The organism is Peterkaempfera podocarpi (genome assembly GCF_042466665.1).
Taxonomy (GTDB): Bacteria; Actinomycetota; Actinomycetes; order Streptomycetales; family Streptomycetaceae; genus Peterkaempfera; species Peterkaempfera podocarpi.
Genome location: NZ_CP162102.1, coordinates 4199964 through 4222254, shown reverse-complemented (window position 1 = coordinate 4222254; position 22291 = coordinate 4199964). Strand labels below are relative to the sequence as shown.

Here is a 22291-nt window from a genome sequence, read left to right as displayed (position 1 = left end):
GAGCGAGTGAAGAAGCGTCTGCTGGACGGGTGGCTGGGGGACTTGAGCGCGAGAGTTTGTCCCGATTATTCATATTATTCCTGTGTGAGAAGCCAGCAATGCAGTAGACGTCTGAGCGGTGTGCGCGGCCGGCTGCTGGGGATGTCAGTTCTGGCAGGGCTGCTGATAACTGCGGCGCCTGCCATGTCCCCGGCTCATGCGGTGACGGCATCCAACCGCCTGCCAGCACTCAAGGGCGCGAGCCCGGAATCCGCCCATGCGTGGAGCACGGTCGGATCGAAGGCCAAGACGGTGCGGGGCTGTCCGGTCCGCACCTACCGGGTTGTCTGTGTCGACCTCAACCACCAGGTGTTGTGGGTGCAGACGGGGCGACGCATCGTCTTCGACGACGTTCCGGTGAGAACCGGGCGGGTCGGGAATGCGACGCGCACCGGCTGGTTCCGGGTCTACCGGCGCGACATCGACCACTGGTCGAAGGAGTACAAGTCGCCGATGCCGTACAGCCAGTTCTTCAGCGGCGGCCAGGCTCTCCACGGTGTCTACGGTGGGGTCGACGACGGTCCGGGCTCCCACGGCTGCGTCAATCTGGTGTACGACGACGCCCAGGCGCTCTGGCGCGTGATCGGCAAGGGCACGGCCGTGTACACCTGGGGCCACAAGCCCAAGCCGCAGCCGGAGTCGGAGTCGGAGTCGGAGGACTACTGACCCGACCGGTCCGCCTGTGTGCTGCCTCCTGCCCGGACAGGAGGCGGCACGCGGGGAAGCGTGTATGCGGTACTCGTTCCGCCGGACTTCCAGGCTCCGGGCCTGGCTGAGGACCGTGGGCGCCCTCGCGCGTCGGACGTACGGCACAGGGCCGCCGCAGGGGCGGTCCGAGCCGGTCCGGACGCTCACGGCGCTCACGCCGCGCCGCGCCGCGTGCGATCTCCCGGAGGCGGGCGGCGTAGCCGCGCGGATGGCTGGTGTTGCCGTTGTGGCCGCCCGGGAACTCCTGCAGGCCGGTGCCGAGCAGGCCGGCCAGAGCGGTGGCGCAGCGGTGGTCGAACACCTCGCGGGGGGTGGTGCGGCCGACGGCGGGGACGATGCGGGTGGAGGTGGCCTTGAGGGCCGGCACATCGAGAGTGTCGTGGATGACCGCGGTGAAGTCGTGCCGGATGAAGTAGTCGAAGTTGGCGGTGCGCCGGGCGTCGATCGGCTGCGGGGTGAGGCCGGGCTCGGCGTCCGGGTTTGCGGGGTCGATACCGAGGACCCTGGCGATCTCGGGAAGGGCCGCACCGAGTCCGCCGCGCTTGTAGACCTGCTGGAGCTGTGCCAACTCCCGTTCGTGGCGGTCCCGTTCCACGTCGGGGAGCAGGCATGGGGCGACCGGCTCGTGCGCGATCAGAGTCCCGATCCGCCCAGGGTGGCGGAGGGCGGCGTGCAGGCCGATGACGGCGCCGATGCTGCAGCCGAGCAGGAGGGCGGGTTCGTCGGTGAGGCGGTCCAGCAGCCGGTGGACGTCGTCGGCGTGCTCGGCCAGCGAGGCGCCGCGCTCCGGGTTGTCGAGGCGGCTGCGGGAGAGGCCGCGGCGGTCGTAGGTGACCACGGTGAAGTCGTCGGTCAGGTGCGGGACCAGGTCGACCGTGCGGTCGGCGTCGCCCTCACCGCTCTGCGAGATCAGCAGGACCGGGCCGCTGCCGCGGACCTGGTAGTGCAGGACGGCTCCCGGGATGTTCAGCAGGCCGGTAGTCGCGGTGCCGGACATGGCGCTCCCCCTTCTGCGCGCTTCTGCGCGGCGGTCCGCCCGCCGGCAGCACCTCAACGATAATCGATCGATTTAGATACTTCAATCTCGATGGATCGAAAAAGATGTACCTTGTGGGTGTGAACGGAGTCGAGCTGTTCCTCCTGGGACGCACCCTGATGAAGATCGGCGAAGAGGCTCTCCCGGAACCCCCGGGCGGCTCGGACCGGTACGTCGGCAGCACGCGGACGGTGCTGATCGTGGCCAGCGACATCGCCACGCACCCGGACACCACCGTCGGCGCGACCGCCGCCCGCACCGGCCTGCCGCAGAGCCAGGTGTCCACGGCGGTGGCGCGACTCAAGGAGGCGGGCTCCATCGAGACCGCCCCCGACCCGGCCGACCGCCGCCGTATGCTCGTCCGCCCGGCCGCCGAGGCGTCCTCGCGGGTGGCCGAGGTGCGCGCGGCCGGCATCGCGGACGCCCTCATCGCCGCACTCGGCGAGGGCGACCCGCAGCGCCTGGAAGAGGTGATGGGCGCGCTGGACGTACTGGCCCGCCATCTGCTGCCCGACTGAACCGCCGCGCGGTCGCCGGCCCGTGGCCTCACGCGTGCTGACCTGCCGTCGGCCGGTGATGGGCATCGCTTGCCCGGTCGAGCCGGGCCCCTGCCGCGGCTGCACCTTGCCCCGGCGCGGTGGCCGGGGCGCTTCGCCCCGGGTCCGGCTTCGGGTGCGGGTGCGGGTGCGGGTGAGGGCGCCGGTCAGAGTGCGGCGCGGCGGCATGCCTCGGTCGCGGCCGACTCCTGGACACCGAGCTGGGCCAGTTCCCTGACACACCCGCGTTGCTCACCCACCAGGCCGTAGTAGCAGGCCGTACGGGCGACGTCCGAGACCTGGTAACCGTGGTCCCGGAGGTATGCGGTGCAGTCCTCCAGGTCCGCATGGGCGGCGGGTGCGGTGATGACGACACCGCCGAGGGCGGCGGCTGTGCAGGCGAGAATGCTGACGATTCGAGTCGACGGACGCATGGGAATGCACCTGCTCTCTCCATCAGGTCACCCGGCCCGGATGGAACCGGACCGCACCTGTGCGGGAGGCGCCGGGCAAGCGCGCGGGTCCCCGATCGGTCTCCGCTCGTCGTCCGCGGCTCGGCGCCGATCCTGCTGGTTCGATGGAAATCTAGGAGCCCTGCCGGCCGCCCGCCCGTCCCGTGGGCCGAACGGGTGAACCGGATCGGCCGGACCCAGGTTGAGCATCTCCGGTCACCCGGGACCGCCAGGGTGCAGCGGGCGGGCCGGCATCGGACCACTGTCGGTGAGCCCGGCACTAGCTTGCGTGGCGGAGAGAGACCGGTCAGAGAACCCTTGAGGTCCGCGGTCAAGGGGGGCGGGCACAAAGGTCCCCGGGAGCCACCTCGGGACTATGGCGCAGGCCGTGGATCCCGCCCCGCTCACCACCTCTCGGGCGCCGGCAGGTCGGTCGTGTCCCGGGCGTGAGGGGGCTGCCCCCAACGCGCTTGCCCACTGTCCGTCCGGGTGCCCGACCGGGTCCGCCACCGTCCTGAACTGCGATGACGCTGCTCGCCGGCCGCCCCTCGGACCCCGTTGAACGGGCATGGACGCAACTGCAACCGCGACGGCTGGAGGCGCACGCGTTCACCTCAGTAAACGTCGTTCTCGGAGCCGTAGTACAGCTGGAGGAACTCCTCCATCGCCGCGTCGACGCCGGTGCGGTCGCCGGTGGCGAGCAGGTCGAGCAGCAGACCGCGGACGGTGGCCAGTCCCAGCCTGGCGCGGTTCCGGGCCGCGGCAGGGTCCACCCCCGCGGCCACTTCGGCGGCCACCAGCGGCTCCAGCCAGTCCGCCACGAGTCCTTCGAGGACCGGGACGGCCTCGGGGCGGCCCCGCAGCGCCTGTCCGCAGATTTCGAAGAAGAGCCGCTCCTCACCGGCGAGCCGGGGATCCGTCAGCTGCTGCCAGAGCAGCCTCGCGGCATCGGCGGGTGAGAGACCGGGCTCCAGACGGAGCGGGGACAGCAGCTCGCGCTGGCGTCGCTCCGACGTCCGGACAATCTCGACGAACAACTGCTCCTTGGAGCCGAAATAGTGAATCAGCATGCGATGACTGACGCCGATCGCGGAGCCCAGGCGGCGCAGGCTCAGATCCGCGATGCCGTGCGCTGCCACGTGGTCGACGGCCGCGTCCACCAGTTGGGCGCGCCGGGCCACGTCCGTGCCAAGCGCGCCTTCGTCGCCGGGAGTTGAGTCGTCCGCATTCGCCATGCCGCGAGTGTACCGACTGGTACATGCCTCATGTACCGTGTGGTACATGAGGTCTGTCACCGTGTCGATCGACGTACCGCAGACGCCCGAGCAGGTCTACGACTTCCTCGATGTCATGGCTCACCACGAGCGATTCACCGACCACTACCTGACCCACTGGCGCTACAGCGGCCCAGGCCGCGGCATCGGATCGGGTGCCACGGTCACGGCCGCGCTGGGCGGCACCAGGACGGATGTCACCGTCGAGGTCGTGGAGGCGGAGGCGCCGCGGCGCATCGTTGAACGCAATGTCAGCGCGGCCGGGCGGCGCCTGGGCCACGGCATCTACGCCATCGAACCGCTGCAGGCCGGCGGGAGCCATATCTCCTTCACATACTCCTGGGTACGCGCCCCCCTCGCCGACCGCCTGCTGGCGCCCGTCGTCCGGGCCACGATGCTGCGCGCCAACCGTACGGTCATGCGACGCCTGGCCGCCGAACTGGCCCGCCACGTGTCCGTTGCCGGTTCCTGATCTGCGGTCGGACCCCTCGTCACAGGGCAGCTCAGACGGGGGGCGCCGCCGGAGACGAGCGGTGGCGTGCGTCGGCACACCGGACAGAGACCAGGACAGCGGGCGATACCGAACGGAACCGATACCGAACGGAACAGGGGGAGGCGCAGTGCCGAGCCCCCTGTGAACCGAGCCCACGAGGTCGTGCGACGCCGCTGTGCCGCATGCGCGCAAGCGGATGCCTGCGGCGCCGGCTGGACTCATGCGGTCTTCGGCGGCTGTACGTCACCCAACAGAACGATGTGCTCCGCAGCCACGCCGTGGGGCAGGTAGCCGTGGCGCAGGTTGCCGTAACCGGTCGTGAGCACAGCCGCAGGGAGCCCGAGCGCCGCCATCGCGTCGTGGTGCTGCGCGTCGGCGAAGACGTACCGGCAACCTTGCCGGTCGGGCGCCTTCGATGATGCTTGCATCCAGGCAAGTTGCGCACATGCAATGACGTTTCGGGTAGCTGCTGATCCTTGGCGTCCCGGACATGGTCGTTGACGCGACCACGGGCTGGGAACTGGCAAGTCCGCGCGGATGCGTCGCCGCCACCAGCACCTCGCGAACCGGTACAACGAACGGTGCTGCTGTAGTCACCGCCGCGGCCAGCCGGGCCCGCCTTCCAGCGAATGCCGGAGTACGGCCAGGAAGCAGACGCGGTGCTGCCGCGATGTGCTGCAGGGCATTCTCGACGGCCCTGGGGGCACGGGTGTGTAACGCATCGGCCATGGGGCGCCAAGAGCGGGTGAAGGCGACGGACGTGAGGAGTCGATGTGAGACATCCGCCGGGCGGTTATCAGGTGGCGCGGATCGGCGAGGATCCGGAGGCGTTTGAGGCGTTCTACCGGGAGCACGTACAGGCGGTGCTGCGGTACGCCACTCGGCGCAGCCGTGATCCGCATGCCGCGGCCGACCTGGTGGCCGAGGTGTTCCTGGCGGCGATCTCCGCGGCTGTCGGCTATCGGGAGGAGCTGGGCAGCCCGATCGCGTGGCTGCACGGCATCGCCCGCAATGTAGCGGCGGCCGAGGACCGGCGAGCTGCCCGATCGTGGGCCGCGGAAGGCCGGATCGCCGGCCGTCGTCTGCTGGATGGCGACGACATTGCCCGGTTGGAAGAGCGCATCGACGCTGAACGGGACTGCCGCGCACTGCTGGCACGCATGGCCGCACTGCCGGCGGGCCAGCGGGCCGTGCTCGAGCTGGTCGCGGTGGACGGCCTGACCGTCGCGGAGGCCGCCACGGTGCTCGGCATCAACCAGGTGGCCGCCCGCGTACGGCTGCACCGCGCCCGGCGCTCCCTAAGGGACGCGCCGGAAACGACAGCCCCGGAGTTTGCTCAGCTCCTCTCGTCCCCGATGGAGGCCCGATGAACCCCGAACGCTTCGAGGAGCGGTTGGTGCACGAGCTGAAGAATCACATCCAGCAGCGCGTCCAGCAGACAAGCGCCGAAGAGATGGTCGGCGTCCGACCTGTGAGGAGGCGCCGGGTGCGCTGGCTCCCGATCGCCGTGGCTGCTGGGCTGACGGCCGTGGTGGCGGCCACCACGCTCGCCCTCGGGCAGTCCGGAGCGAATACCGGCGGGGGCCAGGCGAAGGCCCCTGGGACGAGCCAGCCTCTGGGCCGGATCACCAAGGCTGCCTACACCTTGGAACAGCAGGCCAGCGGCAAGGTCAAGCTGACCGTTGGAGACCCTTTCGGCAAGCCCGGCCTCCGGGACCTGACCCGCATGGTCGAGGGCATGCGCTGGGACCTGGCCCGCATGGGCGTACAGGCGAAGGTGCTGCTCGGTGATCCCGAATGCTCCTCCGTCCACGCCACCACGAAGATCCGCCTCAAGAAGATCCGCAGCACCCTGGAAAACGGCAAGTCCATCGTCTATCTGGACCCGTCCATCGTGCCGACCGGGGACACACTGATCATCGGTTTCCCCGCCGCTCACACCGAGCGTCCCCTCGGTGTCATGACGATCGCGGATGCCACAGGCGACGGCCCGGACTGTATTGCCGCCGAACCCGGGGACGTCCTCCAGCCCGACCACCAGCGGTAACCCGCATGCTGTTGAACACCAGAAGTCCTGTGAAGCCGTGCAGTTGCTCGACCAACGGTCCGAGGTGGCGTCCGGACCTGCTGGCGTCGCCGGCGACGCCGCGGTTGGCAGCGCGGGCTGGCTGACTGGCTGTGTGCCGGAGGAGGTACCTCCACGTGCCGGACGCCATGCTCAAGGACGTGGCCCGGAAGATCGCCGAAGCCAGCTGGGGGCCCCCGGGAAAGTCACCTGTGGACAAAAACCAGGACAACGGGGGTTGAGCAGCGCGACGAAGGGCCCGACCGCAGCGCGGTCGGGCCCTTCGTCTGCCCAGCTGGGCAGGTGCGGAGGATACGAGATTCGAACTCGTGAGGGGTTGCCCCCAACACGCTTTCCAAGCGTGCGCCCTAGGCCTCTAGGCGAATCCTCCGTGGGAGAGCTTACTAGATGCCGGAGGGTGCTCGCGAACCACTACCCGTGACGGTGCTCGCGTCCCGACCAGCGGTTCGGAGTGGGCCCGAGATCCGCTACTCTGGTGCCAGCCCCTCGTGCGGCGCTATCTCGCTGAACCCCCCCAGGGCCGGAAGGCAGCAAGGGTAGGTGAGCTCTGGCGGGTGCACGGGGGGTCCTGTCGTTGTCGGGGTGGTGGACGAGGGCGCCGGTTGTCGGTCCGTCCCCATATCCTCGTTGACGTGTCTCTCGCCCTGTACCGCCGCTATCGCCCCGAGACCTTTGCGGAGGTCATCGGTCAGGAGCATGTGACCGACCCGCTCCAGCAGGCGCTCCGCAACAACCGGGTCAACCACGCCTACCTGTTCAGCGGCCCACGCGGCTGCGGCAAGACGACCAGTGCGCGCATCCTCGCCCGCTGCCTCAACTGCGAGCAGGGCCCCACCCCCACCCCGTGCGGGGTCTGCCAGTCGTGCACCGACCTGGCGCGCGGCGGGCCGGGCTCCATCGATGTGATCGAGATCGACGCCGCGTCGCACGGCGGTGTGGACGATGCCCGTGAGCTGCGCGAGCGGGCCTTCTTCGCCCCGGTGCACAGCCGGTACAAGATCTTCATCCTGGACGAGGCCCATATGGTCACGTCCGCGGGGTTCAATGCGCTGCTGAAGGTCGTCGAGGAGCCTCCGGAGCACCTGAAGTTCATCTTCGCCACCACGGAGCCCGAGAAGGTCATCGGGACCATCCGCTCCCGCACCCATCACTACCCCTTCCGTCTGGTACCGCCTGGCACGCTGCGCGACTACCTGGCAGAGGTGTGCGGGCGGGAGTCCATCGAGGTGGAGGAGAGCGTCTTTCCGCTGGTGGTGCGGGCCGGTGCCGGGTCGGTCCGGGATTCGATGTCGGTGATGGACCAGCTGCTGGCCGGTGCGGCCGAGCAGGGTGTGACGTATGCCATGGCCACCGCGCTGCTGGGCTACACCGATGCCACGCTGCTGGACGAGGTCGTCGACGCCTTTGCCGCACAGGACGGCGCGACGGTCTTCCGCGCCGTGGACGGGGTGGTGGAGGGCGGCCACGACCCGCGGCGGTTCGCCGCCGATCTGCTGGAGCGCCTGCGCGACCTGGTGATCCTGGCCGCCGTGCCGGACGCGCTGGAGAAGGGGCTGATCGACGCCCCCGCGGACCGGGTGGAGGTCATGGCGCGGCAGGCGCAGTCCTTCGGCCCGGCCGAGCTCAGCCGGGCCGCCGACATCGTCAACACCGGCCTGACCGAGATGCGGGGCAATGCAGCGCCACGGCTCCAGCTGGAGCTGATCTGCGCCCGGGTGATGCTGCCCGGCGCCTACAACGACGAGACCTCGCTGCAGGCCCGGCTGGACAAGCTGGAGCGCCGTGCCACGCTGGGCGGAGTCGCCCTGCCGGCGGCGGGGGGCGCTGTCCAGGCAGTGCACGCCCCCGCGGCCCAGACACCGGGGCCCCAGACACCGGGGCCCCAGACACCTGCGGTCCAGACACCGGCGGTCCAGACACCGGCGGCGCAGATGCCGGCGGCCTCGGCTGAGCAGGTGCAGGCTGCTCCCGCCCCCTCCGCGGCCCCCGCGCCCGCTGCTGCGGCGTCCCAGTCCCGGCCGGCCCCTGCCGGGGCGCCCGCGCCCGCCAGCGCCCCGGGCGCCTGGCCGGTACCGCGCAGTTTCACCCCCGGCGCCGGTTCCGGTGCCGCCGCAGGCGGCGCCCCGGCCGCGGCGCCCGCCCCCACCCCGGCTGCCACACCGGCACCGGCCCCCGCTCCGCCTCCTCAGCCGGTCCAGGCGGCCCAGCCGACGCAGGCACCGCAGGTGGCGGCCGCAGCCCAGCAGGGGGCGGCCCAGATCAGGCAGCTGTGGCCGCAGATTCTGGACGCGGTGAAGAGCAAGCGCCGTTTCACGTGGATCCTGCTCAGCCAGAACGGCCAGGTGGCGGGGTTTGACGGCAGTGTGCTCCAGGTCTCCTTCGTCAATCCGGGAGCCCGTGACAGCTTCGTCAACAGCAAGAGCGACGAGATCCTCCACCAGGCGATCGCCGACACCCTCGGTGCGGACTGGCGGATCGAGTGCATCGTCGATCCTTCGGGCAGCCCGGCTCCGCCGCCCGCGGCGCAGGGCGGCGGCGGTTGGAGCGGAGGCGGCGGAGGCTTCGACACGCCGAGGCCCCCGGCTCCGGCTCCCGCGCCGGCCCCTGCCGCACAGACCGCGCCGAGGCCCCAGGCGGCCGCTGCACCGGCCCCGGCGCCGGTCCGGGCGGCTCCGCCGCCGGTGGCCCCCGAGGACGACATCCCGGAGGACGACGACCCCGACCTCAACGAGGAGGCGTTCTCCGGTCAGGACCTGATCGTGCGGGAGCTGGGTGCCACCGTGCTCGAGGAGATCCGGCACGAGTAGGTCCAGGTCCCACGTTGGGCCGAATGAGCACGTAGGCTCGGAGCGTCGTAAGGCGTCCCGTGCCGTCGTCCTCAGCAAGGAGTGAGCCGTGTTCCCCGGTGGTGGCCAGCCCAATATGCAGCAGCTGCTCAAGCAGGCGCAGAAGATGCAGGAGGAGCTTGGCAAGGCCCAGCAGGAGCTGGCCGAGGCCAAGGTCAACGGCTCGGCAGGCGGTGGCCTGGTGGAGGCGACGGTGACCGGCGCGGGTGAGCTGGTGGCGCTGACCATCGCCCCCGCGGCGGTGGACCCGGACGACACCGAGACCCTCGCCGACCTGGTGCTGGCCGCCGTACGCGATGCGACGGCGACCGCGCAGAAGCTGCAGTCGGACCGGCTCGGCCCGCTCGCCCAGGGCCTCGGCGGCGCCGGCGGCGGCATCCCGGGCCTGCCGTTCTGACCTGCCGGGTCGACGGTTCCGGGAACCGTTGGTGTGTTTCGGGCGTCGGACGATGTGTCCGGCGCCCGGCTCGTTGGATGATGGCCACGGACGTCCGCCGCCGGCGGCGGCTCATGGAAGGCATGACGTGTACGAAGGCGTGGTTCAGGACCTGATCGACGAACTGGGCAGGCTGCCCGGCGTCGGGCCCAAGAGCGCGCAGCGGATCGCCTTCCACATCCTGCAGGCGGACCCGGTGGATGTGCGGCGGCTGGCCCACGCTCTCCAGCAGGTCAAGGAGAAGGTGCGGTTCTGCGCGGTCTGCGGCAATGTGGCCGAGTCCGAGTTGTGCCGGGTCTGCCAGGACCCGCGCCGCGATGCGGCGCTGATCTGCGTGGTCGAGGAACCCAAGGACGTGGTCGCGATCGAGCGCACCCGGGAGTTCCGCGGCCGCTACCACGTGCTCGGCGGGGCGATCAGCCCCATCGAGGGCGTGGGCCCCGACGATCTGCGGATCCGCGAGCTGCTGACCCGGCTTGCGGACGGCACGGTCACCGAGCTGATTCTGGCCACCGACCCCAACCTTGAAGGGGAGGCGACCGCCACCTATCTGGCCCGGCTGTGCAAGCCGATGGGCCTGAAGGTGACCCGCCTGGCCAGCGGCCTGCCGGTCGGAGGAGACCTGGAGTACGCCGACGAGGTCACCCTCGGACGGGCCTTCGAAGGGAGACGACTGCTCGATGTCTGAAGCCGTACACATCTCAGGCCATGCCCCCGGCGCGGAGCCGGACGAGTTCTCGGTGCAGATCGCCGACTCCATCAACAGCTTTGTGCTGGCGGTGAACGAGATCGCCAAGGGCGACGAGCCCGGCAGCGCGGTCTCCCTGCTGCTGCTGGAGGTCTCCCAGCTGCTGCTGGCCGGAGGCCGTCTGGGCGCGGTCGAGGATGTCGTCCCGGACGACCGGTTCGAGCCGGACGCGGGCCCGGAGCCGGACGGCGACGAGCTGCGCGAGAAGCTCGCCGGGCTGCTGGCGCCGATCGACGTCTACCACGAGGTCTTCGACCCGTACGGGCCGCCGGAGAAGCCGGCCACCTTCCGGATCTCGGACGATCTGGCCGGGGTGGTCACCGATCTGCGCCACGGTCTGACCCACTACCGGGAGGGCCGGATCAGCGAGGCCATCTGGTGGTGGCAGTTCTCCTACCTCTCCAACTGGGGGTTGACCTGCACCGGAGTGCTGCGCGCCCTGCAGTCGCTGGTGGCGCACGTCCGGCTGGACAGTCCGCTGGGTGACATCCCGGACGGCACCGACACCGATGACGACGGCCTCACCGACGAGCAGCTCGAGGCGCAGGCGGGCGCGCTGATGGCGGCCGAGCTGGGCAGGCACGGCCGGGTCGGCTGAGCAGGGTCCGGGGTCGCGCTGCCGGGACCGGTCGTGCGACCCCGAAACGAACACCCCACAACGAACACCCCGCACGGTGAACACCGCAGGACGAACACCCGCAGGACGAACACCCGCAGGACGCACACCGCAAGCGGGACCGTGGACACGTTCGTGCGAGCGGTCGCAAGACCTCTCATACGACCGATCAATGGAACGCTTGTCTCACCATCTGGAATCGCGGTGGCGGCGGGGGCGCGCTCGTTAGACTGGGGCGACCGCTAGACACACTGATCGAGGAGCGCACGTGGGCCTTGTCGTGCAGAAGTACGGCGGCTCCTCCGTTGCGGATGCCGAAGGCATCAAGCGCGTCGCCCGCCGAATCGTGGACACCAAGAAGGCCGGCCATGAGGTCGTCGTCGTGGTGTCCGCGATGGGCGACACTACGGACGAGCTCATCGACCTCGCGGAGCAGGTGTCCCCCATCCCTGCCGGCCGCGAGCTCGACATGCTGCTGACCGCCGGAGAGCGCATCTCCATGGCGCTGCTGGCGATGGCGATCAAATCCCTGGGCCACGAGGCCCAGTCGTTCACCGGCAGCCAGGCCGGCGTGATCACCGACTCGGTCCACAACAAAGCGCGCATCATCGACGTGACGCCGGGCCGTATCCGCACCGCCCTCGACAAGGGCAACATTGCGATCGTGGCCGGCTTCCAGGGTGTCTCCCAGGACAGCAAGGACATCACCACCCTGGGCCGCGGCGGCTCGGACACCACCGCGGTGGCGCTGGCCGCCGCGCTGGACGCCGAGGTCTGCGAGATCTACACCGATGTGGACGGCGTCTTCACCGCCGACCCGCGGGTGGTCAAGAAGGCCCGGAAGATCGACTGGATCGCATACGAGGACATGCTGGAGCTGGCATCCTCGGGATCCAAGGTGTTGCTGCACCGCTGTGTGGAGTATGCGCGCCGCTACAACATGCCCATCCACGTGCGGTCGTCGTTCTCCGGCCATGTGGGCACCTGGGTGAGCAACGAGAAGCCGACGAAGCCCGAAGGGGGCGAGATGGAGCAGGCGATCATCTCCGGAGTCGCCCATGACACGTCCGAGGCCAAGGTCACGGTCGTGGGGGTGCCGGACAAGCCGGGCGAGGCGGCGCGGATCTTCCGGGCCATCGCGGACGCCGAGATCAACATCGACATGGTGGTGCAGAACGTGTCGGCGGCCGCAACCGGCCTCACCGACATCTCCTTCACCCTCCCGAAGACCGACGGCCACCGGGCCATCGAGTCGCTGGAGAAGGCCCGGGTCGGCATCGGCTTCGAGTCGCTCCGCTACGACGACCAGATCGCCAAGATCTCCCTGGTCGGGGCCGGTATGCGGTCCAACCCGGGGGTCACGGCCGCGTTCTTCGAGGCGCTGTCGGCCGCGGGCGTCAACATCGAGCTGATCTCGACGTCGGAGATCCGTATCTCCGTGGTCACCCGCGCCGAGGACGTCAACCAGGCCGTGCGCGCCGTCCACACCGCTTTCGGCCTGGACACGGAGTCCGACGAGGCCGTCGTCTACGGAGGTACCGGCCGATGACCGCCGCCGACCCCGCACGCAAGCCCACCCTGGCCGTCGTCGGCGCCACCGGCGCCGTCGGCACCGTGATGCTGGACATCCTCTCCACCCGGGAGGACGTCTGGGGCGAGATCCGCCTGATCGCCTCCCCCGCTCGGCCGGCAAGCGGCTGACCGTGCGCGGCGAGGAGGTGGAGGTGGTGGTGCTCTCCGAGGAGGCTTTCGAGGGCGTCGACGTCGCGATGTTCGACGTCCCCGACGAGGTCTCCGCCCAGTGGGCGCCGATCGCCGCCGCCAAGGGTGCGGTTGCCGTCGACAACTCCGGCGCCTTCCGGATGGACGACGAGGTGCCGCTGGTCGTCCCCGAGGTGAATGCCCCGGCGGCCCGGATGCGTCCGCGCGGCATCATCTCCAACCCCAACTGCACCACGCTCTCCATGATCGTCGCGCTGGGGGCGCTGCACTCGGAGTTCGGCCTCAAGGAGCTGGTCGTCGCCTCGTACCAGGCGGCCTCCGGCGCCGGCCAGCCCGGCATCGACACCCTGCGCGACCAGATCGCCAAGGTGGCCGGCACCGACCTGGGCACCGCCACCGGCGACCTGCGGGCCGCCGTCGGCGACACCGGCCCCTTCCCCGCCCCGCTGGCGCTCAACGCGGTGCCGTGGGCCGGGTCGCTCAAGGAGGACGGCTGGTCCTCCGAGGAGCTCAAGGTCCGCAACGAGTCCCGCAAGATCCTCGGGCTGCCGGGGCTGCGGGTCTCCGCGACCTGTGTCCGCATCCCGGTGATCACCACCCACTCGCTGGCCGTGCACGCGGTCTTCGAGAACGAGGTCTCCGTCGAGCGGGCGCACGAGATCCTGCGTGACGCCCCCGGTGTGGTGCTGTACGACAATCCGGGCGCCGGGGAGTTCCCCACCCCGAACGACGTCGTCGGCACCGACCCCACCTGGGTCGGCCGGGTCCGCCGGGCGATCGACGACCCGTACGCGCTGGACCTCTTCCTCTGCGGCGACAACCTGCGCAAGGGAGCGGCGCTGAACACCGCTCAGATCGCCGAGCTGGTCGCGGCGGAGTTCACCGCCGGCTGACCGACGCGGCTGCGATTCGTACGCAACCGTTCGCGCCCTGGGTGCGTGTCCCCCTCGGGGAGTTCTCAGAACTCCCCGAGGGGGCTCTGCTTTGTCCGGATAGCCCCGGAACAGCACCGATGCACGCACACCGCAGGAGGGGCCACCGCCATGCCCGGACCACGCACGCGTACGGTGGTGCCTCCACCGGTGTCCGGCGCGCCCCTCACGGCGGGGGCGGCCTGGGGAAAGTCCGCGGGGGAGCACAACCGTGACGGGGGGTCGAGTGTCCAACAGTCGTGGCGGAGATGCTGGGTATGCAGAGCAGGGGCCGCGGTCCGGCGAACGGCCGGGCCGTATCGGGCACCGGCGCGGCCCGGCACGCCGGTCTGCTCGCTGCCGTACCGTCCGCCCGCTCCGCACCCCCGAGGAAACCGGTCCTGTTCGCCCTCGCTCCGGCAGCCGCCCCGGTGCCGTCGCCCGCGACGCCCGGTGGAGCAGCCGTGATCACGCCCTTCCCCGCCGTGCGCAGACCCGTTGAACGCGGTGCGGCGGCCCCGGTGGATGCGATCGCCGAGGGGACCAGCGTCGACCTGCTCACCGACACCTACCGGGCCCACTACCGCTCCCTGCTGGGCCTGGCCGCCCTGCTGCTCGACGACACCGCCTCCTGCGAGGACGTCGTGCAGGAGGCGTTCATCAGGGTGCACGCGGCCCGCCGACGCGTCCGTGAGCCCGAGAAGACCCTCGCCTATCTGCGGCAGACCGTGGTCAACCTCTCCCGCTCCGCGCTGCGCCGTCGCATCCTGGGCCTGCGGCTGCTGCCCAAGCCCATGCCGGACATGGCGAGCGCCGAGGAAGGCGCCTACGAGGCGCTGGAGCGGGACCAGCTGAAGGCCGCCCTGCGCGGCCTGCAGCGCCGCCAGCGCGAGGTCCTGGTGCTGCGGTACTTCGCCGATATGACGGAAGCTCAGGTCGCCGAGACGCTGGGCATCTCCGTCGGTTCGGTCAAGGCCTACGGATCGCGCGGCCTGGCGGCGCTGCGCATCCGCATGGAGGCACAGGCATGAACGGCGACGAACACCACGGCACACCGCCGACCGCCGACCACTCCGGTGCGACTGGTCTGCCGGGAGGGGCGGACCTCCCCGGCGCGGACGACCACGCCCGCGCAGCCGACCTCCCCGGTGCAGCCGACCACCCCGGTGCGGCCGGGCAGCCGGGCCAGGACCGGGCGGACCGCAGGCCGCCGGCCGAGAAGCCGGCGCCGGCCGGCAGCCCGCAGCCACCGTCACCCGCCTACCTGCGGCTGGTGCGCGGCGCCTCCCCCTCCGCGGCCCGCCCGGTACCCGGCCCCCGCACCGACGGCATCCATGACCTCGACAGCGCCGGCGACGACCTGGACGCGGCCGAGCAGGAGGTCCGCGCCATGCTGCACCGGGCAGTGGGCGGCCTGCAGCCCACCCCCGACGCCCTGCAGCGCATCCAGCGCGCCGTACCGCAGCGCCGCACCCGCCGCCGCCAGGCCTGGGGTGGCGCGGCGGCGGTGCTGCTGCTCGCGGCGGCAGCCGTGCCCGCGCTGCGGACCGCGGTCGGTGCCGACACCGCCGACCATGTTTCGGCGACCCGCCCGGTGGCATCCTTCGGCGAGGCCGACCGGGCCCCCACACGTCAGGGCGGCGACGCCACGACGCCCCGACCGGATGTCTCGGCCCCCGACGCCGTCGCCTCCACGCTGGGCACCGACGGGCGCGGGCCAGGCGCGGACCGCCCGACCACAGCCGCAGGGGCGGTCGACGGGCGGCCCCAGAGCCACCCGGGCAGCGGGCCCAGCGGGAGCGCCCCCGCCACGGAGAGCGCCGAGGCCGCTCCGACGTGCCGGGTGGACCAGCTGGGTGCCGGTGCCATCCAGGTCGAGCCGGCCGACGCGGCGGGCAAGGTCTACGGCTCCTTCTCCGTGGTCAACTCCTCCGCGCTGTCCTGCACCGTCGAGGGCGCCGGTACGGTCCAGGTGAGCTCGGCGGTCGGGACCGACGCCTCCCGCTTCCCGGTGCTCATCCACACTGTCGGCGACCCCGCTTCCGGACTGCCCCGGTCGAACGGACCGGACACCCTGGTGCTGCGACCCGGCGGCGCCTATCTGGTGCGGTTCGGCTGGGTACCGGACAGCAGCAACAGCACCGCCTGCGCCACCGTCCCCAGCTCCTCGCCCAGCGCATCGTCCAGCCCGGAGAGCGGCGCCACCACCGGGAGCAGTTCCCAGGGCACGGCTGTCCAGGCCGACGCCACCGACGGCCCCGGGCCGCCCGAGAGCAGCGTCAGTCTCAGCCACACCCCGGCCGCCGGCGCGCCCGCCGTGGGCCCGGCGACCATCCCCGGCGCCTGCGCGGGGACCGTCTACCGCACAGGGCCACTGCCCGTCGACTGAACGCCCGACCCCGCCGACCGTTCTACTCGGCTGACCCGCTCGACCCTGCTCATCGGGCGGCTCGGCAGTGCCGCGGCCGGCTCGCCGCGGCCCTCCGAGGCCCCTCGTGCACGCGGCGGCAGCGCGCTGGTTACCGTGGTGGTGTGTACCGGTTCCTCCTGACCCCGCGCTGGATCGGCGCCACCCTGGCCACCGTGGCCGCGGTGGTGGCCTGCCTGTGGTTGGGGACCTGGCAGCTCGGGCGGTTCCAGTCGCGGGTGGACACCCACCACACCACCGGACCGGTGACCGCCGCCGCCGCCCCGCTCACCCAGGTGCTCGGCACACCCGCCGAGGTCCGCACCGACACCGTGGGCCGCACCGTCACCGCGACCGGCCGCTATGACACCGCCCACCAACTGCTGGTACCGCAGCGCACCGTCGACGGCCACCAGGGCTACTACCTCCTGACCCCGCTGCGCACAGCCGACGGCCGTGCCGTCGCCGTGGTGCGCGGCTGGCACCCGGGCGACCCGTCGACCGCCGGGGCCTCCACCCCCGCCCCGACCGGACAGGTGACCGTCACCGGGCGGCTGCAGGCCCCGGAGAGCAGCGACACCGAGGGCGCTGTCGCGGGCGGTCTGCCGACCGGCCAACTGGGCATGATCAGCCCGGCCACACTGGTCAATGTTCTGCCGTACCCGGTGTACGACGGGTGGGTTGCCGCCGACGTGGCCCCGGCGGGCCTCACCGCCGTACCGACAGTGCAGCCGGAAGGCGGCGGCGGTCTCACCCTGCGGGCCTTCCAGAACCTGGGCTACACCCTGGAGTGGTTCGTCTTTGCGGGCTTCGCGGGCTTCATGTGGTTCCGGCTGGTCCGCCGGGAGTCCGAGGACGCCCGCGACCGGGCCCTCGGGCTGCTCCCGGAACAGCCAGAACAGCCAGAACAGCCGGATCAGCCGGAGCCGGTGGCCTCGGCCGCGCCGGACCCGGTCGGCGGGCCCACCGCCTGACCGCCCCACGCCGGGTCCGTCGGCGGTGTACCGCGAGGACGGCGACGCCGTACGGGGGTTTCCCCCACCCCGGACCCACCGGCGCACCGGATCGAGACGCCTCCCCCGCTGTCCTAGCGTGGTGTCCACGCCACTCAGGGGGAGAGACCGACGATGCCTACCAACGGGACCCGTACGCGCACTCTGCTGCGTCCCGCCGCAGCACTGCTGTCCGCCGCACTGCTCGCGGCCGCCGCGACAGCCTGTTCCGCCGACGCGGACAGCGATCCGCAGCCGGACCACCGATCCTTCGCCCTGCCGGGCCGGACCCTGGTCATCGAGACCGACAACGCGGACCTCACCCTCACCCCCGCCGACGTCGACCGGGTGCAGGCGGAGCGGCGGATCAAGGTGTGGAAGGCCGGCGGGGGCAAGCCGGCCATCTCCTGGTCGATGAACGGGGCACCCTCCGCCTCAAGGTGAACTGCGGCTGGGGGATCGGCTCCTGCAGCGTCCACGACCTGGTGCAGGTGCCACGCGGGGTCACGGTCACCGTGCACGGCGACAACGGGGACGTCGACGCGAGCGGCTTCACCACGCCGCTGAGCGTCACCACCACCAACGGCGACATCAGCGCCTCCGGCAACCGGGGACCACTCTCCCTGGTGAGCACCAACGGTGACGTCTCGGCGACGGGAATCGGGGCCGTGCAGACCACCGCCGGTGCCACCAACGGCGACATCGACCTCTCCTTCGCCCAGGCGCCGACCGGTGTCCGGGCGACCAGCACCCAGGGGGACGTGTCCCTGCACATCCCGGATGGGTCGCCGGGCTACCACCTGAAGCTGGAGTCGTCGGTCGGCGACATCGAGCACGACGGCACGCCCGACACCCCGGGCAGCTCCCGCGTCATCTCCGCCTCCACCACCACGGGTGACGTCACCCTGCTGCGGGACGGCGCCTGAGTGCTGCGGTGCCGCTGCCCGCGTCGGGAGGCAGCCGCGGACGGAGGCGAGTGTGTCGTGCGGTGACAGTCGTGCTGCCGCGCTAGCTTCGACGGGGGTCGTCGCGAGCCGGTGAAGGTGACCCATGAGTGTGGTGATCGGCGAGGTGGCACCCCTCGCGATGGGGATCGCGTTGTCTCCCTTCCCGGTCGTCCCGGCGATCCTGCTGCTGTTCACGCCCCGCGCGAGGACGACCAGCGGTGCCTTCCTGGTCGGCTGGGTGGCCGGAATCCTTGTGGCGGCGGCCGTTTTCACTGCTCTCGCCTCCGTGATCGAACGGAGCGAGGAGACGCCCACCTGGGCTTCCTGGACCAAGACAGGGCTCGGTGTGGTCCTGTTCTTCCTCGGCGCGGGCCAGTGGAGCTCCAGAGCCGAGAAGCCGGCTCCGGCGTGGATGCAGACCCTCACCGAGGCCACCCCCGCGAAGGCCCTGCGACTGGGACTGCTGATGTCGGCGGTCAATCCCAAGGTCCTTCTCCTGGCGGCGGCAGCCGGGCTGACCATCGGCTCCGCCGAACTGACCGCGGCTGGCACTGTGACCTCCCTCGTGGTGTTCACCGCGCTGGCCGCCGTCACCGTGGCATTTCCCCTGCTGCTCCACGTGGTTGCGGGAGCGCGCGTACTCACCCCGCTGGGCAGGGCGAAGGACTGGCTGGCGACCCACAACGCCGCCGTCACCGCTCTGGTCGTCCTGGCGATCGGTGCCCTCCTGATCGCCGAGGGCGCAGCCGGACTCTGACTCCGCCTGCCCGGAGTCCGGTGCCGCCGACGGATATGGATCCATGGGTGTGAGGGCGGCGGGAATTGGACGGCCACTTCCGCCGGGCCCCGGAACCGTCCCCGAGAGGGACCCGGACCAGCCCAATTGAGTCCGGGAACAACGAAGGGCCGGACGGGTGACCGTCCGGCCCTTCGTTTCTCCTCGTCACAACAGCAGCTGTCACCAGCAGCCGGGCGACGGCTTGGGCCAAGGTGCCTCCTGGGGCACTTGGCCGGCGGGGCGCGTCGATCCCCTGACGATCCGTGGGGGCGCGCCCGTCCGCGCTCCTCCTCGCTCCGTGTTTCCGGCGCCGGTCGGCTCACATGGGCGTCCCACGGCAACCCGGCGTCCCGTCCCCGGTGCGGATTCGCCTGGTCGTCCGGCACCGCTCACCCCGGTTTGGGTGACCGGTAGGCGGTTACTCCATGAAGTCGGGGCCGAGCGAGGTGGATTGCACCCCGCTGGTGCTGATCCCGGAAGCGGAGCCCCGGAAGCGCAGGTAGTCGGTGAACAGGTCCGCGTACCCGTCCCGGTTGGCGTCGCGGAGCCGCAGATAGCCACCGAAGCTTGCGCCGGCCTCCACTGCGCCGGGGACGCCCGCGGTGCTCGCGGCCAGCCCCTGGGAGTGGGCACCGGTCAGACCGGTGGCGCCGCCGCGCAGGATGTGCAGCATCCCGGCGTCGGCCTTGCCGTCGAGGTCCTCGCCCGGGACGCTGACAGCCAGGTCCGGATAGGAGTCGCCGTTGACGTCGCCGACGGAGAGACGCGTACCGAACCAGTCGTTGACTTCCGGGCTGCCGCTCACCCCGGTGGTCGCCTGGGTGATCTTCACCCCGCTGCCCGGACCGGTCGAGGCGCCCTTCCATACGTACACAGCGCCCTTCCCGCTGTCAGCGTTGGGGTCGCCCAGGACGATGTCGCCGTAGCCGTCGTGGTTGAAGTCAGCGATCACGCCGGTGACCCCGTAGGGCCCTTCGCCGTAGCCGGGCTTGAGCGTGGTCCCGCTGGTCAACGTGGTGCCGCCCCGGACGAACCAGGCACCCGGGGCGGTGTGGTCGGAGCCGTCCACCTCACCGATGACCAGCAGGTCGGTGGCGGCGTCCTTGGTCACCTTGCCCGCCACCAGCCGCTCGGCGTGGAGGTCATCACGGGTCAGCCGGGTGACGCTGCCGGCGGTTCCGGACTTGGTGAAGGGTCCGCGGTAGACATAGGCGTCCCGGCCGTTGACGGCGGCCAGGTCGGGCGAGCCGTCACCGTTGAAGTCGCCCGCGGCGAGCGACGAGCCGAACTGCGCGGAACTCTGCGGGTGCTTGTTGGGGACGGCGGTGCCGCCGGAGAGACCTGCGGCCGAACCCCAGAGAACAGTGACGGCGCCCTGGAAGGAGTGCCCGGAGACATTCTCGCCGGGCGAGCCCACCGCAAGGTCCGCATAGCCGTCCTTGTTGAAGTCGGCGCCGACCATGGCCAAGCCGAATTCGTCGTCCCACTCGTTGGCACCGGGCACCCCGGGGCTGGCCTGGTCAATGATCTGGATCCTGGTGCCGGGCCCGGTGGCAGTGCCGTAGGTGATCTGCACGGCGCCGGCACCGGTGTACGGGGTGTAGTAGGCGTAGTCGCGGTAGCCGTCGCCGTTGAAGTCGTCCACGTAGCGTGCCGCCGTGGCCTGGGCGGGGCCGGAGGAGAGCGTCACCAGCCCCCCAGTGATCGCTGCAGTGGCCGCTGCAGCGAGGGCGTTACGCCAGTGCTTCTGCACAGATGCCTCCTGTGGGTCAGTCGGGATACCCCGCTCAAGAAGGGACCACTGACGGGGCCTCTGGGTTGCATGGGGCGGAAAGAGAAAAGAAAGGATGCTCCGGTCGCACGGAGATGTGGGCGGAGGAGTTGGACGCACGTCGGGCGATAAGCCGCGGGTCACCTGGGGTCGCGTTGGGCGGCCGTGTGAAAGGGCGGCGGTGGAGGCCGGCTCCGGAGACGGATTCCAAGATCTTCTCCAGAGAGCCCCGGAGAAGCAGCTCAGGGCCGGTGTCCTTGAAAGGACACCGGCCCTGAGCTGGTCTTACTGGGTCGGGGTGGCGGGATTTGAACCCACGGCCTCTTCGTCCCGAACGAAGCGCGCTGCCAAGCTGCGCTACACCCCGGTGTCGCAGCGTTCCCGTCGCGACGAGTAGTACTCTACCGGACCCGTGGCGGGAGACGAAATCCGGTTTTGGAGCGGTGCGGCGGGGCCTGGCGCGCTGGTCAGGGACGGGGGACCAGGGTGAGCAGGGTGGCCTCCGGGGGGCAGGCGAAGCGGATCGGGGTGTAGCGGTTGGTGCCGCAGCCCGCGGAGACGTGCAGGTAGGAGGTGTGGCCTCCGGCGGTGTGGGTGGAGAGGCCCTTGACCCGGTCCGGGTCGATGTCGCAGTTGGTGACCAGGGCGCCGTAGAAGGGGACGCAGACCTGGCCGCCGTGGGTGTGGCCCGCGAGGACCAGGGGGTAGCCGTCCGCAGTGAAGGCGTCCAGGACGCGCAGGTACGGCGCGTGCACCACGGCCAGCGCCAGGTCGGCGGAGGTGTCGGGGCCGCCGGCGACCTCGTTGTAGCGGTCGCGGCGGATGTGGGGGTCGTCCAGGCCGGTGAAGGCGATCTCCAGGTCCCGGACCTTGAGCCGGCCGCGGGTGTTGGTGAGGTTGAGCCAGCCGGCGGAGTCGAAACCGTCCCTCAGCTGTCCCCAGGGGTTGTGGACGGCGCCGGAGACACCGCGGCGGGCGCTGCCGTCGGCCGCGTTCAGGCCGTGGTCGCCGGAGAGCCGGGCGCCGATGTAGCGCAGCGGGTTCTTGGCGACCGGGCCGTAGTAGTCGTTGGAGCCGAAGACGTATGCCCCGGGGAACTCCAGCAGCGGGCCGAGGGCGTCCAGCGCCTCCGGGACGGCCTCCGGGTCGGAGAGGTTGTCGCCGGTGTTGACCACCAGGTCGGGGCGGAGCGAGGCGAGGCTCTGCAGCCAGCGCTGCTTGCGGCGCTGCCCGGAGACCATGTGGATGTCCGAGACCTGCAGGACCCGCAGGGGGCGGGCGCCGCGCGGCAGCACCGGTACCTCGATCCGGCGGAGGCGGAAGGCCCGCACCTCGTACCCCGCGGCGTAGGCGAAGCAGGCGGCGCCGGTGGCGGCGATTCCCAGGGGCACGGCGTACAGCGGTCGCATCGGTCCATGGTCGCAGACGGTGCGTGGTCGCAGACGGCCGAGGGGCGTTCGGACGGGCGAGGGGCGCCCGCGGCCGAGGGGCGG

The 22291-nt window shown here is 71.3% G+C and carries 21 protein-coding genes, 2 tRNA genes, 1 other RNA gene and 2 pseudogenes; 18 read left to right on the top strand and 8 right to left on the bottom strand.

Annotated features, from left to right (window positions below; genetic code table 11):
- The first annotated feature begins 84 nt into the window (after positions 1-84).
- Complete coding sequence (locus AB0761_RS18505; protein WP_377270164.1) at positions 85-705, top strand: L,D-transpeptidase; 621 nt, start codon at positions 85-87, stop codon at positions 703-705.
- Between the two features lie 646 nt (positions 706-1351).
- On the opposite strand, the pseudogene AB0761_RS18500 reads toward AB0761_RS18505, so the two are convergent.
- Positions 1352-1744, bottom strand: a pseudogene (locus tag AB0761_RS18500) (alpha/beta fold hydrolase); the annotation flags it as partial.
- 119 nt (positions 1745-1863) lie between these two features.
- Here AB0761_RS18500 and AB0761_RS18495 point away from each other — a divergent pair.
- Complete coding sequence (locus tag AB0761_RS18495) at positions 1864-2301, top strand: MarR family winged helix-turn-helix transcriptional regulator (RefSeq protein WP_377270163.1); 438 nt, start codon at positions 1864-1866, stop codon at positions 2299-2301.
- A gap of 185 nt (positions 2302-2486) precedes the next feature.
- Here AB0761_RS18495 and AB0761_RS18490 read toward each other — a convergent pair whose 3' ends face one another.
- Together AB0761_RS18490 and AB0761_RS18485 are read right to left on the bottom strand one after the other, a co-directional pair.
- A complete protein-coding gene (locus AB0761_RS18490) occupies positions 2487-2753 on the bottom strand; it encodes a hypothetical protein (RefSeq protein ID WP_377270162.1) in 267 nt (88 codons plus the stop codon).
- A gap of 632 nt (positions 2754-3385) precedes the next feature.
- Positions 3386-4006, bottom strand: a complete 621-nt coding sequence (locus AB0761_RS18485) for a TetR/AcrR family transcriptional regulator (protein ID WP_377270161.1) — start codon at positions 4004-4006, stop codon at positions 3386-3388.
- A gap of 46 nt (positions 4007-4052) precedes the next feature.
- On the opposite strand from AB0761_RS18485, the gene AB0761_RS18480 reads away from it, so the two are divergent.
- A complete protein-coding gene (locus tag AB0761_RS18480) occupies positions 4053-4517 on the top strand; it encodes an SRPBCC family protein (protein WP_377270160.1) in 465 nt (154 codons plus the stop codon).
- Positions 4518-4756: 239 nt separating this feature from the next.
- Here AB0761_RS18480 and AB0761_RS18475 read toward each other — a convergent pair whose 3' ends face one another.
- Positions 4757-4966 (bottom strand): hypothetical protein, encoded by a 210-nt coding sequence (locus AB0761_RS18475; RefSeq protein ID WP_377270159.1) that lies wholly within the window; start codon positions 4964-4966, stop codon positions 4757-4759.
- 345 nt (positions 4967-5311) lie between these two features.
- Here AB0761_RS18475 and AB0761_RS18470 point away from each other — a divergent pair, with 345 nt between their 5' ends.
- Positions 5312-5908, top strand: coding sequence for an RNA polymerase sigma factor (locus AB0761_RS18470; RefSeq protein ID WP_377270158.1), 597 nt, complete (start codon positions 5312-5314; stop codon positions 5906-5908).
- Positions 5905-6585 carry a hypothetical protein gene (locus AB0761_RS18465; protein ID WP_377270157.1) on the top strand — a complete coding sequence of 227 codons (681 nt, stop codon included), beginning with the start codon at positions 5905-5907 and terminating at the stop codon, positions 6583-6585. The genes AB0761_RS18470 and AB0761_RS18465 overlap by 4 nt, the downstream gene beginning before the upstream one ends.
- Before the next feature lie 324 nt (positions 6586-6909).
- On the opposite strand, the gene AB0761_RS18460 is transcribed toward AB0761_RS18465, so the two are convergent.
- Positions 6910-6994: transfer RNA gene (locus tag AB0761_RS18460), tRNA-Ser, on the bottom strand.
- A 110-nt stretch (positions 6995-7104) separates the two neighbouring features.
- Between AB0761_RS18460 and ffs the strand changes: the two genes are divergently transcribed.
- The 13 genes and pseudogenes from ffs (at position 7105) to AB0761_RS18395 (ending at position 19006) form a co-directional block, all read left to right on the top strand.
- Positions 7105-7195, top strand: an RNA gene (gene ffs, locus AB0761_RS18455) — signal recognition particle sRNA small type.
- A 61-nt stretch (positions 7196-7256) separates the two neighbouring features.
- Entirely contained in the window at positions 7257-9431 is a 2175-nt protein-coding gene (locus tag AB0761_RS18450; protein WP_377270155.1) for a DNA polymerase III subunit gamma and tau, read from the top strand.
- A gap of 88 nt (positions 9432-9519) precedes the next feature.
- The gene (locus AB0761_RS18445) at positions 9520-9867 is read left to right on the top strand and encodes a YbaB/EbfC family nucleoid-associated protein (RefSeq protein ID WP_377270154.1); all 348 of its coding nucleotides are present in this window, start codon (positions 9520-9522) and stop codon (positions 9865-9867) included.
- 127 nt (positions 9868-9994) lie between these two features.
- Positions 9995-10594 carry a recombination mediator RecR gene (gene recR / locus AB0761_RS18440; protein WP_055589989.1) on the top strand — a complete coding sequence of 200 codons (600 nt, stop codon included), beginning with the start codon at positions 9995-9997 and terminating at the stop codon, positions 10592-10594.
- Entirely contained in the window at positions 10587-11252 is a 666-nt protein-coding gene (locus AB0761_RS18435; RefSeq protein ID WP_377270153.1) for a DUF5063 domain-containing protein, read from the top strand. The genes recR and AB0761_RS18435 overlap by 8 nt, the downstream gene beginning before the upstream one ends.
- A gap of 286 nt (positions 11253-11538) precedes the next feature.
- A complete protein-coding gene (locus AB0761_RS18430; RefSeq protein WP_377270151.1) occupies positions 11539-12819 on the top strand; it encodes an aspartate kinase in 1281 nt (426 codons plus the stop codon).
- Positions 12816-13885 (top strand): annotated as a pseudogene (locus AB0761_RS18425) (aspartate-semialdehyde dehydrogenase). Before AB0761_RS18430 ends, AB0761_RS18425 begins: the two are co-directional and overlap by 4 nt.
- A 482-nt stretch (positions 13886-14367) precedes the next feature.
- Complete coding sequence (locus AB0761_RS18420) at positions 14368-14934, top strand: SigE family RNA polymerase sigma factor (RefSeq protein ID WP_377270150.1); 567 nt, start codon at positions 14368-14370, stop codon at positions 14932-14934.
- Complete coding sequence (locus AB0761_RS18415; protein WP_377270149.1) at positions 14931-16292, top strand: hypothetical protein; 1362 nt, start codon at positions 14931-14933, stop codon at positions 16290-16292. The genes AB0761_RS18420 and AB0761_RS18415 overlap by 4 nt, the downstream gene beginning before the upstream one ends.
- A gap of 143 nt (positions 16293-16435) precedes the next feature.
- Positions 16436-17284, top strand: a complete 849-nt coding sequence (locus tag AB0761_RS18410) for an SURF1 family protein (protein ID WP_377270148.1) — start codon at positions 16436-16438, stop codon at positions 17282-17284.
- Positions 17285-17437: 153 nt separating this feature from the next.
- A complete protein-coding gene (locus AB0761_RS18405) occupies positions 17438-17746 on the top strand; it encodes a hypothetical protein (RefSeq protein ID WP_377270147.1) in 309 nt (102 codons plus the stop codon).
- The gene (locus AB0761_RS18400) at positions 17743-18228 is read left to right on the top strand and encodes a DUF4097 family beta strand repeat-containing protein (RefSeq protein WP_377270146.1); all 486 of its coding nucleotides are present in this window, start codon (positions 17743-17745) and stop codon (positions 18226-18228) included. The genes AB0761_RS18405 and AB0761_RS18400 overlap by 4 nt, the downstream gene beginning before the upstream one ends.
- A 124-nt stretch (positions 18229-18352) precedes the next feature.
- Positions 18353-19006, top strand: coding sequence for a GAP family protein (locus AB0761_RS18395; RefSeq protein ID WP_377270145.1), 654 nt, complete (start codon positions 18353-18355; stop codon positions 19004-19006).
- Between the two features lie 439 nt (positions 19007-19445).
- On the opposite strand, the gene AB0761_RS18390 is transcribed toward AB0761_RS18395, so the two are convergent.
- From AB0761_RS18390 to AB0761_RS18380, 3 genes are all read right to left on the bottom strand, one after another.
- Complete coding sequence (locus tag AB0761_RS18390) at positions 19446-20780, bottom strand: FG-GAP repeat protein (RefSeq protein WP_377270144.1); 1335 nt, start codon at positions 20778-20780, stop codon at positions 19446-19448.
- A gap of 311 nt (positions 20781-21091) precedes the next feature.
- A tRNA-Pro gene (locus AB0761_RS18385) sits at positions 21092-21165 on the bottom strand.
- Positions 21166-21265: 100 nt separating this feature from the next.
- On the bottom strand, positions 21266-22207 hold the full coding sequence (locus AB0761_RS18380) for a metallophosphoesterase (protein WP_377270143.1): 942 nt from the start codon (positions 22205-22207) through the stop codon (positions 21266-21268).
- Positions 22208-22291: the final 84 nt, after the last annotated feature.

Bases quoted from the DNA above. Each gene is read 5' to 3' on its own strand.
- AB0761_RS18490 (WP_377270162.1), bottom strand. From the start codon at position 2,753: ATGCGTCCGTCGACTCGAATCGTCAGCATTCTCGCCTGCACAGCCGCC.
- AB0761_RS18485 (WP_377270161.1), bottom strand. From the start codon at position 4,006: ATGGCGAATGCGGACGACTCAACTCCCGGCGACGAAGGCGCGCTTGGC.
- AB0761_RS18480 (WP_377270160.1), top strand. From the start codon at position 4,053: ATGAGGTCTGTCACCGTGTCGATCGACGTACCGCAGACGCCCGAGCAG.
- AB0761_RS18475 (WP_377270159.1), bottom strand. From the start codon at position 4,966: ATGCAAGCATCATCGAAGGCGCCCGACCGGCAAGGTTGCCGGTACGTC.
- AB0761_RS18465 (WP_377270157.1), top strand. From the start codon at position 5,905: ATGAACCCCGAACGCTTCGAGGAGCGGTTGGTGCACGAGCTGAAGAAT.
- AB0761_RS18435 (WP_377270153.1), top strand. From the start codon at position 10,587: ATGTCTGAAGCCGTACACATCTCAGGCCATGCCCCCGGCGCGGAGCCG.
- AB0761_RS18415 (WP_377270149.1), top strand. From the start codon at position 14,931: ATGAACGGCGACGAACACCACGGCACACCGCCGACCGCCGACCACTCC.
- AB0761_RS18405 (WP_377270147.1), top strand. From the start codon at position 17,438: ATGCCTACCAACGGGACCCGTACGCGCACTCTGCTGCGTCCCGCCGCA.
- AB0761_RS18395 (WP_377270145.1), top strand. From the start codon at position 18,353: ATGAGTGTGGTGATCGGCGAGGTGGCACCCCTCGCGATGGGGATCGCG.
- AB0761_RS18380 (WP_377270143.1), bottom strand. From the start codon at position 22,207: ATGCGACCGCTGTACGCCGTGCCCCTGGGAATCGCCGCCACCGGCGCC.